Consider the following 13,688-nt stretch of genomic DNA (forward strand, 5'->3'; position numbering starts at 1 on the left):
GAGTTCCCATGCCTGCATACCGTGACGGTCGACATGAATTCGGCCAGAACTTCCTCACCGATCGACGCACCGTCGACACCATCGTCGACCTCGTCTCGCGGACGGCGGGGCCGATCGTCGAAATCGGTCCCGGGGGCGGCGCCTTGACGCTGCCCCTGCAATCGCTGCGCCGGCCCATTACCGCCGTGGAAATCGATCGCCGGCACGCGCGGGCGCTGCAGCGGCGGGTGGAGGCCATCACGACCATCGTGCACGGCGACTTCCTGCGGTATCGGCTGCCGAGGCGGCCGCATACGGTCGTGGGTAATCTGCCGTTCCATCAGACCACCGCGATGTTGCGGCGGCTGTTGCACGCCGAGCACTGGACGTCGGCGGTGCTGCTCGTGCAATGGGAGGTGGCGCGGCGCCGGGCCGGGGTGGGTGGTGCGACGATGATGACCGCACAGTGGTGGCCCTGGTACGACTTCGCCCTGGTGGACCGGGTTCCCGCGGCGGCGTTCACCCCGCGTCCCGGTGTCGACGCGGGGTTGATGACGATGACGCGGCGGGCCGATCCGCTCGTGGCTCCGGCGGCACGCGGTAGGTATGGCTCCTTCGTGCACGCCGTGTTCACGAGCCGGGGGCATGGACTGTCGCAGATCCTGCCGCGGGTCTGCGACCGGCATACCCGCTCGGCGGTGGGAAAGTGGCTCGCCCAACAGCGGTTTCCCCGCACCCCGTTGCCGCGTGATCTGTCCGCCGAACAGTGGGCCGCCGTCTTCGCGATCGTCGACGGCGGTTCCGGGGCCGCCGTCGATCGGTCGAGGTGCGGGTTATGACGTCGCGAGTGTCGAAGGCCGCGGCGCGGTGCGTGCCCGCCGGAGTGCGGCCGCCGCCCCGGAGGCCCACAGGGCGACCGCGATATAGACGATCTGTTCCGGGATCCGGAACCACAGCGGGGTCGGTGGTTCGCCGTTGAGCGGGATGTCCTCCAAGGCCGCGTGGATATTGGCCGGGAGCATCACCACCATCAGCACCGCGAGGCCGAGCCCCGCCGGGATGCGGCCGGCCCTCACCACGAGCCCCGCCGCGCCGGCCAGTTCCAGGACGCCGGTCGCGTAGACGGCGAACCCCGGGAAGGGTACGAACGGCGGCACCATCGCTGTCAGGTCGGCGTGGCTCGGCATCACGGTGACGCTGTCGGGCATGAAATGGGCGAGGCCGGTCATGGTGAACAGGAACGCCAGCCCGTGAGCCGCGCTGATCCGCCAGGTGGCGAATCGGGTCACGCCGAACAGTCCGAGCAGGCGCAAGCTCAGGGTAGGCGCGATGAACATCAGCAGTGTGCCGAACACGGTGTCCTCCTCGGGATCGGGCGGCCTGCCCGGACGGTCGGAGACCGGTGGATGAGTGCCGGAGCGGGACGCCCGATGATGTTGTTATCGACTGATAACAACAAAATAGTATGCATTGACTGATAACAAGTCAAGCGAGCTGTTTCGCCGGTGATCGACGCGGGTCGCGGATACGGCGTCGGTGGGGTGATGGTATGCGTCGGCATGGGCGAGAGCGCACACGAGGTCATACAGTGTGCCTATGGGCGAACCGCAGCTCGTTACCGCGCAGGAAGCGACCAGGCCGCTGCGTGAGGACATCCGATTCCTCGGCGGTGTCCTGGGCGACACCATCCGCGACCACGAAGGCCCGGAGGTGTTCGACCTCATCGAGCGGGTGCGGGTGGAAGCGTTCCGGGTGCGGCGCGAGGAGGTGGGTCGCAGTGCGGTCGCCGATATGCTCGCCGGTGTCGATGTCGAAGTGGCGCTACCGCTGATCCGGGCGTTCAGCTATTTCGTGCTGCTGGCGAATCTGGCCGAGGACATCCAGCGCGACCGGCGACGGACGGTGCACGAGGCGGCGGGGGAGCCGCCGCAGGATTCGTCCCTGGCGGCGACCTACCGGAAGCTGGACGAGGCGGCGCTGCCCGGACAACGGGTGGCCGAACTCCTCGACAACGCACTGGTATCGCCGGTGATCACCGCGCACCCCACCGAAACCCGCCGTCGAACCGTCTTCGATACCCAGACCCGGATCACCGATCTGATGCGACAACGACAGCGGGCGGGCGACCGGGAACGCGCGGCGCTGGAAGTGGCGATCCGGCGACAGGTGCTGACACTGTGGCGGACCGCGCTGATCCGGTTGTCGCGGCTGCGGATCCAGGACGAGATCTCGGTGGGACTGCGCTACTACGATCTGACATTCCTCGACGTGGTACCGGCGATCAACGCCGAGGTCCGAGCCTCGCTGCGGACGCGGTGGCCCGGGGCGGACCTCCTGCCGCGGCCGATTCTGCGGCCCGGATCGTGGATCGGCGGCGACCGGGACGGCAACCCGTATGTCACCGCGGAGGTGGTGCGGACCGCGGTACGGCAGGCGGCCGCGGTGGCCTTCGGGCGATACCTGCGGGACCTGACGGAGTTGGAGAAATCGCTGTCGCAGTCGGCGCGGTTGGTCTCGGTGACCCCGACCCTCGCCGACCTCGCCGCATTGGGATACCCGGACCCTGGCACCCACGCCGACGAACCGTATCGGCGTGCGCTGCACGGGATTCGGCTTCGGTTGACGGCCACGGCCAAGCGCATCCTGCTCACCGGCCCGTTGGGTGGGGAGGCGGGCTCACACGGCCAAGGCGTGCATGGGGCCCGCCCGCGCACCCACGGTCGGGACGCCGGGTACGGGACGGGTGCGGGAGCCGAGGCGAGCCCGCCCCCCGCGCCCGGCGCGCAGGTTCCTCGGTGGAGTGCCGCGGAGGTCCTGCCCGATGGTCTGGGTGCGGCCCTGGCGGCGGATATCGATCCGGGAGCCGTTCCCTACCCGACTCCTCGGGCCCTGCTCGACGATCTGGAAGCTGTCGATGCCGCGCTGCGCGCCAGCGGCGACGGACTGCTCGCCGACGACCTTCTGGCCACCGTGCGCCACACCGTCGAAACCTTCGGCTTCCACCTGCAGAGCCTGGATATGCGGCAGAACTCCGAGGTGCACGAACAGGTCGTGGCCGAACTGCTGGCCTGGGCCGGAGTGCATCAGGACTATGCGAGCCTGTCCGAGGCCCGACGGGTGGAACTGCTGTCGGCGGAACTGCGCACCCGCCGCCCGCTGCTCGGCCCGCATGCCCGGCTCGGCGAGCGGGCCGCCGCCGAACTCGACATCGTCCGCGCCGCCGCCGACGCGGTCGAGATACTGGGCCCGGACGCGGTGCCGAACTACATCATCAGCATGTGCACCTCGGTCAGCGATATCCTCGAGGCCGCGTTGCTGCTGAAGGAGGGCGGCCTGCTGGATCCCGGCGACCCGGACGGCCCACCCTATTGCCCCACCGGCATCGTGCCGCTGTTCGAAACCATCGAGGACCTCGCCGCGGGCTCGGCGACTCTGGCCGCGGCCCTGGACGTTCCGGTCTATCGTGACCTGCTCGCCGCCCGCGGCATGCGCCAGGAAGTGATGCTCGGCTACTCCGATTCCAACAAGGACGGCGGGTATCTGGCCGCGAACTGGGCGCTGTACCGGGCCGAACTGGACCTGGTGGACCTCGCCCGGAAAACCGGTATCCGACTGCGGCTGTTCCACGGCCGCGGCGGCACCGTCGGCCGCGGCGGGGGCCGCAGTTACGACGCCATCCTCGCCCAGCCCGCCGGCGCCGTGCAGGGATCGCTGCGGCTGACCGAACAGGGCGAGGTGATCGCCGCCAAATACGCCGAACCGGGCGCCGCGCACCGCAATCTGGAATCGCTGATCGCGGGCACCCTGGAATCGACCCTGCTCGATGTGGAGGGGCTCGGCGCGGACGCCGAACCGTCCTATGCCCTCATGGACGATCTCGCCGCCCGCGCCCGCGCCGCCTACGCCCGGCTGGTGCACGAGACCCCCGGATTCGTCGAGTACTTCCGGCAGTCGACGCCCGTGGCCGAAGTGGGCGATCTGAACATCGGCAGTCGCCCCGCCTCCCGCAAACCCACCAATTCCGTGGCCGATCTGCGGGCCATCCCGTGGGTGATGTCCTGGAGTCAGGCCCGGGTGATGCTGCCCGGCTGGTACGGCACCGGCACCGCCCTCGCGGAGTGGATCGGCGGCGACCCGCAGCGGCTGGCCCGGCTGTCCGATCTGTATCGGCGCTGGCCGTTCTTCCGCACGGTGCTGTCGAATCTCGCGCAGGTGATGGCCAAAAGCGATATGGCCATCGCCGAGTGCTATGCCGAACTCGTCGACGACACCGCGCTGCGCGAGCAGATCTTCGGGATGATCCGCGCCGAACACGCCCGCACCATCGCCATGCACGCCGCCATCACCGGAAACGATCACCTGTTGGCCGACAACCCCTCGCTCGCCGAGTCGATCCACAACCGGTTCCCGTATCTGGAACCGCTGAACCAGATGCAGGTCGAACTACTGCGCCGGTTGCGTACCGGGGACGACTCGGAGCAGGTCAAACGCGGCATCCTACTCACCATGAACGGCCTGGCGACGGCCCTGCGCAACTCCGGATGAGGCGGCACCGTTCGATCGGGCACGGTGAAGGACGACAGGGTGTTGTCCGCGCCGCCGGCCACGAGTCGGCGCCGGACACCGACCGGGCGCGCGCCACGGCGGCCTCGGCGACTGCCTGGTCATGCCGGCCGATACCCCGCGCGACGAACTGCGCGCGGCCGCTGTCGACGCGGCGCGCGGCGCTCGGGAACCCTCGGCGTCCGGAGCGACGAACAGCCCGCCGCCCGGATCACGGTGACCCGTCCGAACGGTGGTAGTGGGCATACATGGCGGCGGCGGTGTCGGCGAGCCGAGTGCGCAGCTCGGGCGGGTCGATGACCTCGAGGTGCTCACCGAGCGGCAGCAGTGCACTCGCGAGGACCTCGAAGGATTCGGAGCGGATGGTGAGTTCGACCCAGCCCTCGGCGTCGGGTGGGGTCGCGCCGGCCAGGGCCTCCTCGACGGCGGCCGGTTCGTTCATCAGGCGCAGCCGGGACAGCTGCGCGGCGGCCACCCGGCAGCGGGCCGTGACGCGCAGCATCGAGCGGGCGAAGTCGTCCTTGACCGTGGACCAGTGCGCGGCCAGGTCGAAATCGTCCGGGCGGGTGAACACCTCCTCGGTCTCGCGGACCATGACGATTCGGCTCACCCGATAGGAGCGCACCGACCGGCCCGCGCGGGCCACCAGATACCAGGTGCCGCCCTTGAGTACCAGCCCCAAGGGGTCGAGCAGCCGTCGCACCTGCCGATCGGCGCGCCGATAGTGGATCTCGACCCGGCGGTCGTGCCACAGCGCGTCGGCGAGGGCGACCAGCGTGGGGGTCGTCTCCGGCCGGTGGTACCACCCGGGCATGTCCACGTGAACACGTTCGGCGATGCGGGTGGCCCGACCGCGGAGCCCCGGCGGCAGCGCGGCCAGCAATTTCAGCTGTGCGGTGGCCAGAACGGTGCCGAGCCCGAGGTCCGCGGCGGCCTGGGGAAGGCCGGTGAGCAGGACGGCGTCGGCCTCCTCGGTGGTCAGGCCGGTGAGCCGGGTCCGGTAGCCGTCGACCAGTCGAACACCGCCCGCACGACCCGGTGTGCTGTACACCGGCACCCCGGCGGCGGACAGGGCCTCGATATCGCGGTAGACCGTGCGCACCGAGATCTCCAACTCCCGTGCCAGCTCCGCGGCCGTGGCCTGGCCACGTGTCTGGAGCAGCAGCAACAGCTGCACCAACCTGCTTGCTCGCATACGTGGAGACTATCCGGAATACCTTGACAGAAGATGGCAGGTTTCGCCCGTACCGTCCGAGATATGACGACTTGGAACGAATTCGCCGCCCAGGCCCCGCGGATCAGCGAGATCTTTCTGCGCCGGCATCATGCGGCCCACAACCTGTGCATGCTCGCCACCCTGCGTTCGGACGGTTACCCGAGGATCAGCCCGGTGGAGCCGAGGATCTTCGAACAACAGTTGGTGATCGTCGGGATGCCGGGCACCACCAAATTCCGGGATCTGCGGCGAGACCCCAAATTCTGCCTGCACACCGCCACCACCGACACCATGGTGTCCGACGGCGACGCAAAGGTGTTCGGCCGCGTCGTCGATGTCCCGGACACCGATACGCACGCCCGTTTCGCGCGGAAACTGTTCGACGACAGCGGTTTCGACCTGCGTGGTAAACCGTTCGACCACTTCTTCGTCGCCGACCTGACCGGGGCGTCGTCGGTGGAGGTCGGTGACGATATCCTGCGGATCACCATCTGGAAGCCCGGCGAAGGGGAACGGGTGGTCGAGAAGAAATAACCGTCCGCAGCCCCACACCATCACACCCCCGGACATCTGGACGCCGTACCCTGGGCTTTCGTGAGGTGGCGGACCGCCTCAGTCGCCGGTGAACCGGGGCGCGCGCCGTTCCAGCACGGCCGCTACGGCCTCGTCGTGGTCGGCGGTGTAGTGGGTGAGGGCCTGCATGGCCGCGGACAGTTCCAACAGGCTCTCCAGGCTCTGGTGTTGACCCTCTCGCAGCAGGCGTTTGGTCATGCGCAGGGCATGCGGCGGATTGGCCGCGATCTCGACGGCCAGTTCGTGGGCGGCGTCGAGCAGGCGGTCGGGTTCGACGACCTCGTTGACCATTCCCCACTCCAGGGCCGTGGCCGCGTCGATGGCGGCGCCGGTGAACGCCATCCGATTGGCGCGGGCCATACCGATGGCGCGGGGCAGGAACCAGGCGCCGCCGTCGCCGGGCACGAGACCCAGCCGGACGAAGCTTTCGGCGAAGGTGGCCCTGGTCGACGCGATACGCATATCGCACATGAGCGCGAGGTCGCAGCCCGCGCCGACGGCGGGGCCGTTCACCGCGGCGATGGTGGGGATCTCGCAGTGGTACAGGGCCCTGGGGATGCGCTGAATGCCGTGCCGGTAGCCCTGGCGCAGTTCGGCGGGGGAGCCGCCGAACATACCGGCCTTCTCACGCATATGTTTGACATTGCCGCCCGCGGAGAACGCGCTGCCGGCCCCGGTGAGGATGGCGACTCGGAGAGTATGGTCCCCATTCGCCTCGCGCACGGCCTGTTCCAGCGCGTCGACGGTGGCCTCGTCGGAGATCGGATTGCGCTGTTCGGGATTGTCGATGGTCCAGACCACGACGTCTCCGGTGCGCTCGATACGCACGGGGCCGCTCATGCTGTGTCCATCGGGCATGTGCGGGCGCCCTTCGTGGTTATGCTGCGCTGCCTCCTCCGGGCGCTGACCGCTCATGCCTGCTGCTCCTTCACGATGATGCGGATGTCCACCGGTACGATGCCCGATGCGTTGGCCAGTACCGGATTCAGGTCCAGTTCATCGATCTCGGGGTGTGCGGCGATCAGGGCGCTCACCCGTACCAGCAGGTCCGTCAGCGCGGTTCGATCCACCGGTGCCCGACCGCGGTAACCGTCCAGGAGCCGGCTCACGCGGGTCTCGGCGATCATCTCGGTGGCCTCGAGTTCGGTGCACGGCGCCGCCCGGAACACCACATCGCCCAAGGCCTCGACCAGCGTTCCCCCGGCCCCGAACGCGACAATGGGGCCGAAGGTCGCATCGTTGGTCGCGCCAACCAGAAGCTCGAGCCCGCCGGAATACATGGGTGTCACCACGAAACCGTCGACCCGCGCCCCCGGTACCGCGGTGGTCACCTCGGCGGTCATGGCCGCGGCCACGTGCCTCGCCGTCCCGGCCGTCACGTCCAGCCGCACACCTCCGTTCTCCGATTTGTGCACCACCTGCGGGGAGACGACACGCACCGCGCAGGGACACCTGAAGTCCGCTACCGCGGCGGCGACCTCATCCGGCCCGTCGGCGAAAACCCATCGGCCGGTATCGATACCGGCGGCCTCGACGAATTCCCGGGCTCGCGGTTCGGCGACCGGCCCGGTGGTTCGCAGCGGGGGAGCGGGCGGCGGCAGTTCCAGCGTGGACCGGGAACCGACCGTGGCCAGGTGGGTTCGGCGACGGTCCAGCGCCGCCACGATACGTACGGTCTGATCGATGGACGTCAGCACCGGAATCCCGCCGGCGCGCAACATATCGTGGTTGGTGATGGGGTCGGCGGCGTAGCAACTCTGCACCAGCAGAGGGGTGCGATACCGCGCCGACAGCTCCAGCAGGCGTTCGGCCGTCGCGTTCTCGACCGTCTCCAGCCGAGAATCGAATCTGCGGTGGTAGGCGCCGAACAGACCGATTATCAGGACCGAGCCGACATTCTCGTCGCGCAGCAGCAGTTCGGTGGCGGCGGCGAAGACCGTCGGATCGGTATCGGTCGCACCGGCCACGTCCACCGGGCCGTCGACCGTGGCATTCGGACCGAGGAGTTCGCGCAGTGCTCGGGTGGTGTCGGAACTCAGGGCGGCCGGCTCCATCCCGAATTCGGCGAGCGCGTCCACGGCCAGTGCGGCGTGACCGCCACCGTCGCTGAGAATCGCCGGACCTCCGCACGGACGCATCGGCGGCAGGGTCGCAAGTGCGCCCGCGACAACGGCCAGTTCGTCCGAGCGGGTCACCGGCTCCGCACCGGCCTGTCGCAGTACCGCCGCCGCCACCGCGTCCGGGGCGGCGATCGAGCCGGTATGCGATCGGACACTGCGCCGCCCGGCCGCCGATCGGCCGCCGCGGAGCACGACCACCGGCACGCGAGCGGTGGCCCGCGCGGCGGCGATCAACACGGCGCGGCCGCCGGTGAAACCCTCGGCGTGCACCGCCACGGCCCCGGTCTCCGGCTGCTCGGCCAGCGCCGTGAGACATTCGTCGTATGCCACATCGGCCTGGTTGCCCAGACCGACACAGATGTGGAACCCCGGCCCGCGGGACAGGCGCGCGTCCCGCACCAGGGACAGCAGCATATTGCCGCTCTGGGCGATCACACTGACCGGTCCGCGCGGCACATCGGGCAGACCCACCAGATTCGCCCCGGACACGGTGTTCAACATCCCGGAGGTATTCGGCCCGATCACCCGTATCCCCGTCTCGGCGACCACCGCCGCCAGTTGTTCGGCCGCCGCCGTGCCCTGCGCGCCGATCTCGGCGAAACCATTGGCGAGCACCACCGCGCCGGCCACCCCGGCCGCGGCGCAGTCCCGCAACACATCCGGAACCGCGGCGCCCGGTACCGCCACGACCGCGATATCGACGCCATGCGGCAGCGCGGCGACACTCGACAGCACCGGCAGACCGAGTATCTCGTGGGCGGTGGGATTGATCGGGTACACCGGGTGCGGGTAGCCGGCCTCACACAGCGCTCGCACAATCTGGTAGCCGCGTTTGGCCGGGTCGCCGGAGGCACCGATCACCGCGATGGCGGTGGGGTCGAGCAGCCGGTGCAGCACATCGCGGCTTTCGACGCGGGGCGTGGGAAGGGGCCGCGGCCCGGTGGCGGCCCGGTGATTCGGATGGACCGTGGACGTTTCGGATACCTCGACCATTTTTATTTTCCTCGGAAGACGGGCGCCCGCCGCTCGGCGAAGGCCGCGATGCCCTCGGCCCAGTCCTCGGTCTCCATGAGCGCGAGCAGATCCCGCGGTTCGGTGCGGAATGCGGTGTCCACCGGATCGGCGCGGTACAGCGCCGCCTTCATCCGTCCCAGCGACAGCGGCGCCTGTCCGGCCAGCCGATCGGCCAACTTCATCGCGGTATCGTGCAGTGTCGCCCCGGGGACGACCGCATGGGCCAGACCCCAGTCCAGCGCCTGGGTACCGGTGAACCGTTCACCGAGCAACAGCAGATCGGTGGCGCGCCGCAGACCCACCAGGCGAGGCAGTCGGTGGGTTATCCCGCCGCCGACGAAGGTGCCGATACTCACCTCGGGGAACCCCATCCGCGCGTCTTCGGCCATCACCAGGAAATCGCTGCTCACCGCCAGCTCCGCGCCGGCGCCGAGGGCGTAGCCGTGGACGGCCGCCACGACCGGGGTGGTGCAGGTCTGGATGCGGCGGCAGACGTCCTGTCCCAGCTGCACATACCGCTGCCTGTCCTGTGCGGTGCGGGTACCGGCCCGGTGCTCCTTCATATCCGCGCCCACGCAGAACGCCCGACCCGCCCCGGTGAGCAGGACACAGCGCACCCGCGAGTCGGCCTCGGACATACGCAGGGCGGCGATCAGAGTGTGGTAGAGCTCTTCGTTCACCGCGTTGAGCCGTTCCGGTCGGTTCAGGGTCAGCACCATGGTGCTGCCCCGGCGCTCGACGAGCACCGGGGTGGGGGCGTCGTCGCCGGTGCCGGTGCCGGCCGGTGCGGTGGCGTCCGGCTCTGCGTCGGGGTCGGGTGAATCGGTCATCGGGCGGACTCCTTCCGCGTGAGGAGATCGGAATGTGCCGGGACGGAGACGAGGCGGCGGCGCCCGCGGTCGGTTCGCCGGGGCAGGGTGCGGCCGGTGAGTCGCGCCGCTAGAAACGAGAGGGCGATATTGGTGGCGATGTACAGGGCGGCGACGCCGAGATACAGCTGCAGCGAATACTGGCTGCCGTAGTACTCGACCAGGGACCGGCCCGAACGCAGTAGTTCCGTGTAGCCGACGATGAAACCGAGCGAGGTGTCCTTGAGCAGGATCACCAGCTGGCTCACCAATACCGGCAGCATGGTCGGTACCGCCTGCGGGAGCAGCACCCGCCAGAACACCACGGCCGGTCGGACACCGAGCGCGGCGGCGGCTTCGCGCTGCCCTCGGTCGATGGCCGTGATGCCGCCGCGGAAGATCTCACACAGCACGGCGGAGTTGTAGGCCACGAGGGCGAGTACCACCACCTGCAGCAGGCTCACTTCGAGGCCCAGGCGTGGTAGTCCGAGCGCGGCGAACAGCATGAGCAGCAACAGGGGGATACCGCGCAGCAGTTCCACCACCGCGCCGACGGCCAGTCGGATCGGCGGTCGGCGCGACATGCGCCCGGCGCACAGCGCGAGTCCGACCACCACGGCGAGCGCCATGGCGGTCAGGGCGGCCCGCAGTGTCGCCAGATAGCCCCGCCACAGCGTCTGCGGCACGCCGGTATCCGGATCGACGAGAATCGCCCAGCGTCGCGGGTCGAGTTGCTCCAGGTCGTGCAGGCGCAGGGAAAGCGCCGCCAGGGCCGCGGCGGCCAGCACACCCGCGGCGATCGAGATCCGGCCCGCCCGACGGGAACCCCGCGGCCCGAGCGGGTCGTAGAGGAACGAGGTGTCGCTCATCGCGCCACCGCCGAACGGCGCTCCAGCCATCGGAAACCGTAGGCCGAGCCGAGGGTGAGCACCAGGTAGGCCGCGGCGATCCACAGGAGGGCGGGAATCACGGCGGCCGGGTCGAGGAAGTTGATCCGCTGACTCGCCGCGGTGAGCTCCAACACCCCGAACCCCGCGGCCACGGAGGTGTTCTTGACCAGGGCGATCCAGACCCCTGCCAGCGGGGGAACCACCGCGCGCAGCGCCTGCGGGACGATGACGTAACGCATCGCGGCGGAAAACGAAAGTCCCAGGGCCCGTGCCGCTTCGGCCTGTCCCCGGCCCACGGTGTACACCCCGGCGCGGATCGCCTCGGCCACGAAGGCCGCGGTGTAGCACCCCAGGGCGGTCGTCGCGGCCACGAGATATCCGGGCAGCAGCACACCCAGCTCGGGTAGGACGAAGACCACCAGGAAGAAGACGATGGTGAGCGGGGTGTTGCGCACGAGTTCGACATAGCCGGTGCCCAGGTGTCGCAGCAGCGGCACCGGACACAGCCGTGATACCCCGACCACCAGGCCGAGCACCGCGGCCAGGGTACCCGCTCCGAGGGCGAGCAGGACGGTCATGGCGAAGGCCCGACCGAGGAGGTCGGCGTTCTCGAGGAGGATGTGCACGGTGGGGTTCCTGTCGCGCGGTGCCGGTCAGTAGCTGTCCAGATCGGGTGGGGTGGGAGCGGGGCCGAGAATCCGTCCGGCTGTGCGGTCCCAGGCCCCGGCCCAGCTGCCGTCCCGGAAGGCGGTGCGCAGCAGGTCGTCGATGAAGGACACCAGATCGGCGTGGCCCCGGGCGACGCCGATTCCGTAGGGTTCCGCGCTGAAGGTGGTGTCGATCAGTTCGAAGGCGTCCATATCGCGGCTGCGCAATCCGGCCAGGATGGTGTTGTCCGTGGTCATGGCGGTAACCTGGCCGTTCTTCACGGCCTGGGCGCATTTGCCGAAGGAGTCGAACAGCACATGGTCCGCGTGGGGCACCAGTTCGCGGATATGGGTCGACGACGCCGACCCCTCCACCGAACACACCGGCCGTCCGGACAGGTCGGCCGGACCGGTGATGTGGTCCGGATTGCCGGCGCGCACCATCAGCGACTGTCCGGCAATGTAATACGGTCCCGCGAAATCGATGATCTGCTTGCGTTCGTCGGTAATGGTGTATGTGGCGATCACCAGATCGACCCGTCCCTGTTGGAGGAAGGGCTCCCGGTTGGCCGAGACCGTCTCCACCCAGTCGATCCGGTCGGCGGGTATACCGAGCCGGGCCGCGATGAGTTTGCCCATCTCGGCGTCGAAGCCCTGGGGTCGATTCGTGATCGGGTTCATCAGCCCGAACAGTGGTTGATCGAATTTGGTGCCGATCCGGATCAACCCGGTTTCATGCAGTCGGCGCATGGTCGAGCCGGGAGGGAAGGAGACATTCGTGGCCACTGGGGGGTGATGGTCACCGGTGTCGATCGGTGGGGCGCCGGAGTCGCAGCCGACAGCGAGTAGGACGGCGGCGCAGACCAGGCCGGCGTGGCGAAGCAGGCGCGGGATACGGGGCATATCGGTGTCCCTCAGCGGGGGAGTGTTCGGGTCAGGAAGTCCTTGGCCCGGTCGGTGGTGGGGGCGGTGAAGAAGACATCGGGGGTGTTCTGTTCGGCGATGGTGCCGTCGGCGAGGAAGATCACCCGATCGGCGCAGGCGCGGGCGAAACCCATCTCGTGGGTGACCACGACCATGGTCATGCCCTCCGCGGCAAGGGCTTTCATCACGTCCAAGACTTCCCCGACCATTTCCGGGTCCAGCGCGCTGGTGGGTTCGTCGAACAGCATGACCCGTGGACGCATGGCCAAACCGCGTGCGATCGCGACGCGTTGCTGCTGGCCTCCGGACAGTTGCGGCGGGTACGCGGTCGCCTTGTCGGCGAGTCCGACGCGCTCGAGCAGGTCGCGTGCGCGCTCCTCGGCGCGAGCGCGGCCGAGTTTCGCGACCCGGATCGGTGCGAAGGTGATGTTGTCCAGCACGCTCATATGCGGAAACAGATTGAACGACTGGAACACCATGCCGATCTCGGTCCGGACCCGCCGCAGTGCCGCTCCCTCGGTGGGCAGTGGCGTGCCGCGGTACTCGATCCGGCCGGTATCGATCGTCTCCAGCCCGTTGATGGTGCGGCACAGGGTGGACTTGCCGGAACCGGACGGGCCGATGATCACGATGACCTCACCCTCGGCGATATCCAGATCGATATCGCGGAGCACAACCATGGTTCCATAGCTCTTGCCGACACCGCGGAGTGTGACGATCGCGGCGGGTGGGGACTGGGTGCCCGCCGTGAGGGCAGATGTCATGGGCGCCTCGAATGCTGGTCTGGTACGCGGGCCGGCCGGCATCGGTCCGCCGGTTGATGCAATTATGTTTGCAAATAGAAAAGGAAGTGCAAAGGAATATTCCTCAGGGTGGGAAGGGTGATGGGCGCCTGGTACGGCGGGAGAGAATGG

General features: G+C 69.0%; 12 protein-coding genes. 3 read left to right on the forward strand and 9 right to left on the reverse strand.

The features are described 5' to 3' along the window. The first annotated feature begins 8 nt into the window (after positions 1-8). Positions 9-818: a 23S ribosomal RNA methyltransferase Erm gene (gene erm / locus ON20_RS09610; protein ID WP_051162003.1), complete on the forward strand. Its 810-nt coding sequence runs from the start codon at positions 9-11 to the stop codon at positions 816-818. Here the strand turns inward: erm and ON20_RS09615 are convergent. Beyond that, the gene (locus tag ON20_RS09615) at positions 813-1,334 is read right to left on the reverse strand and encodes a DoxX family protein (RefSeq protein ID WP_218002480.1); all 522 of its coding nucleotides are present in this window, start codon (positions 1,332-1,334) and stop codon (positions 813-815) included. The genes erm and ON20_RS09615 overlap by 6 nt on opposite strands. A gap of 241 nt (positions 1,335-1,575) precedes the next feature. Between ON20_RS09615 and ppc the strand changes: the two genes are divergently transcribed. Beyond that, positions 1,576-4,524, forward strand: a complete 2,949-nt coding sequence (gene ppc, locus ON20_RS09620; RefSeq protein ID WP_051162005.1) for a phosphoenolpyruvate carboxylase — start codon at positions 1,576-1,578, stop codon at positions 4,522-4,524. Positions 4,525-4,753: 229 nt separating this feature from the next. On the opposite strand, the gene ON20_RS09625 is transcribed toward ppc, so the two are convergent. Then, positions 4,754-5,737, reverse strand: a complete 984-nt coding sequence (locus tag ON20_RS09625) for a helix-turn-helix transcriptional regulator (RefSeq protein ID WP_040834655.1) — start codon at positions 5,735-5,737, stop codon at positions 4,754-4,756. Positions 5,738-5,800: 63 nt separating this feature from the next. Between ON20_RS09625 and ON20_RS09630 the strand changes: the two genes are divergently transcribed. Continuing rightward, entirely contained in the window at positions 5,801-6,292 is a 492-nt protein-coding gene (locus ON20_RS09630) for a pyridoxamine 5'-phosphate oxidase family protein (protein WP_040834776.1), read from the forward strand. A 78-nt stretch (positions 6,293-6,370) separates the two neighbouring features. On the opposite strand, the gene ON20_RS09635 is transcribed toward ON20_RS09630, so the two are convergent. The 7 genes from ON20_RS09635 to ON20_RS09665 form a co-directional block, all read right to left on the reverse strand. Next, the gene (locus ON20_RS09635) at positions 6,371-7,171 is read right to left on the reverse strand and encodes a crotonase/enoyl-CoA hydratase family protein (RefSeq protein WP_040834656.1); all 801 of its coding nucleotides are present in this window, start codon (positions 7,169-7,171) and stop codon (positions 6,371-6,373) included. Between the two features lie 71 nt (positions 7,172-7,242). Continuing rightward, a complete protein-coding gene (locus ON20_RS09640; RefSeq protein ID WP_051162008.1) occupies positions 7,243-9,444 on the reverse strand; it encodes an acetate--CoA ligase family protein in 2,202 nt (733 codons plus the stop codon). Between the two features lie 2 nt (positions 9,445-9,446). Then, entirely contained in the window at positions 9,447-10,295 is an 849-nt protein-coding gene (locus tag ON20_RS09645; protein ID WP_218002481.1) for an enoyl-CoA hydratase/isomerase family protein, read from the reverse strand. Further along, entirely contained in the window at positions 10,292-11,182 is an 891-nt protein-coding gene (locus tag ON20_RS09650) for an amino acid ABC transporter permease (RefSeq protein WP_040834657.1), read from the reverse strand. Before ON20_RS09650 ends, ON20_RS09645 begins: the two co-directional genes overlap by 4 nt. Next, positions 11,179-11,829: an amino acid ABC transporter permease gene (locus ON20_RS09655; RefSeq protein WP_040834658.1), complete on the reverse strand. Its 651-nt coding sequence runs from the start codon at positions 11,827-11,829 to the stop codon at positions 11,179-11,181. Before ON20_RS09655 ends, ON20_RS09650 begins: the two co-directional genes overlap by 4 nt. 27 nt (positions 11,830-11,856) lie before the next feature. Then, the gene (locus ON20_RS09660) at positions 11,857-12,753 is read right to left on the reverse strand and encodes a glutamate ABC transporter substrate-binding protein (protein ID WP_040834659.1); all 897 of its coding nucleotides are present in this window, start codon (positions 12,751-12,753) and stop codon (positions 11,857-11,859) included. Positions 12,754-12,764: 11 nt separating this feature from the next. Continuing rightward, positions 12,765-13,538, reverse strand: a complete 774-nt coding sequence (locus ON20_RS09665; RefSeq protein ID WP_051162010.1) for an amino acid ABC transporter ATP-binding protein — start codon at positions 13,536-13,538, stop codon at positions 12,765-12,767. Between the last annotated feature and the right edge of the window lie 150 nt (positions 13,539-13,688).

It is taken from the genome of Nocardia brevicatena NBRC 12119, assembly GCF_000308495.1.
Classification (GTDB): domain Bacteria; phylum Actinomycetota; class Actinomycetes; order Mycobacteriales; family Mycobacteriaceae; genus Nocardia; species Nocardia brevicatena.

What these genes read in the sequence shown, in the direction of transcription:
- ON20_RS09650 (WP_040834657.1), bottom strand. Translation starts at nt 11,182, where the DNA reads ATGAGCGACACCTCGTTCCTCTACGACCCGCTCGGGCCGCGGGGTTCC.
- ON20_RS09630 (WP_040834776.1), top strand. Translation starts at nt 5,801, where the DNA reads ATGACGACTTGGAACGAATTCGCCGCCCAGGCCCCGCGGATCAGCGAG.
- erm (WP_051162003.1), top strand. Translation starts at nt 9, where the DNA reads ATGCCTGCATACCGTGACGGTCGACATGAATTCGGCCAGAACTTCCTC.
- ON20_RS09625 (WP_040834655.1), bottom strand. Translation starts at nt 5,737, where the DNA reads ATGCGAGCAAGCAGGTTGGTGCAGCTGTTGCTGCTGCTCCAGACACGT.
- ON20_RS09640 (WP_051162008.1), bottom strand. Translation starts at nt 9,444, where the DNA reads ATGGTCGAGGTATCCGAAACGTCCACGGTCCATCCGAATCACCGGGCC.
- ON20_RS09665 (WP_051162010.1), bottom strand. Translation starts at nt 13,538, where the DNA reads ATGACATCTGCCCTCACGGCGGGCACCCAGTCCCCACCCGCCGCGATC.
- ON20_RS09660 (WP_040834659.1), bottom strand. Translation starts at nt 12,753, where the DNA reads ATGCCCCGTATCCCGCGCCTGCTTCGCCACGCCGGCCTGGTCTGCGCC.
- ppc (WP_051162005.1), top strand. Translation starts at nt 1,576, where the DNA reads ATGGGCGAACCGCAGCTCGTTACCGCGCAGGAAGCGACCAGGCCGCTG.
- ON20_RS09645 (WP_218002481.1), bottom strand. Translation starts at nt 10,295, where the DNA reads ATGACCGATTCACCCGACCCCGACGCAGAGCCGGACGCCACCGCACCG.
- ON20_RS09635 (WP_040834656.1), bottom strand. Translation starts at nt 7,171, where the DNA reads ATGAGCGGCCCCGTGCGTATCGAGCGCACCGGAGACGTCGTGGTCTGG.